This window comes from Citrobacter sp. TBCS-14, assembly GCF_005280805.1.
Taxonomy (GTDB): Bacteria; Pseudomonadota; Gammaproteobacteria; order Enterobacterales; family Enterobacteriaceae; genus Citrobacter; species Citrobacter gillenii.
The window spans coordinates 1-270 of record NZ_SZWM01000362.1; the positions used below are offsets into that span (position 1 = coordinate 1).

At 51.1% G+C, this 270-nt stretch carries 1 protein-coding gene and 1 pseudogene; one reads left to right on the forward strand and one right to left on the reverse strand.

Features of this window, described 5'->3' with window-relative positions; translation table 11 throughout:
- Positions 1-177, forward strand: a pseudogene (locus FDX22_RS31140) (hypothetical protein); the annotation flags it as partial.
- Between the two features lie 2 nt (positions 178-179).
- Here the strand turns inward: FDX22_RS31140 and FDX22_RS31145 are convergent.
- The coding region (locus tag FDX22_RS31145) for a hypothetical protein (protein WP_255432934.1) at positions 180-270 on the reverse strand (91 nt) is incomplete at its 5' end.

A 270-nucleotide genomic window follows, 5' to 3' on the forward strand; every position in this document is an offset into this window, starting at 1 on the left:
CTGCTTAAGCGTGCGGCGCAGTCATTATTATTGATTGATAAGAGTAAATTTAATCGCTCGGGTGAGACGCAGATTGGGCATCTGGAAAATGTGACGCATATTGTTTCAGATACACAGCTGATTGAATCAATCCAAGCCGAACAGGGCGATTTCGCCGCCATCCGACCTGGATTGTAGCTTTATCGCTCGTCGCGACGACCGCCGACGGCAGCCCACAGACGACGCACGTGAACAGTTACTTCTTCACGGTCATGATACAGCTGACGCGCC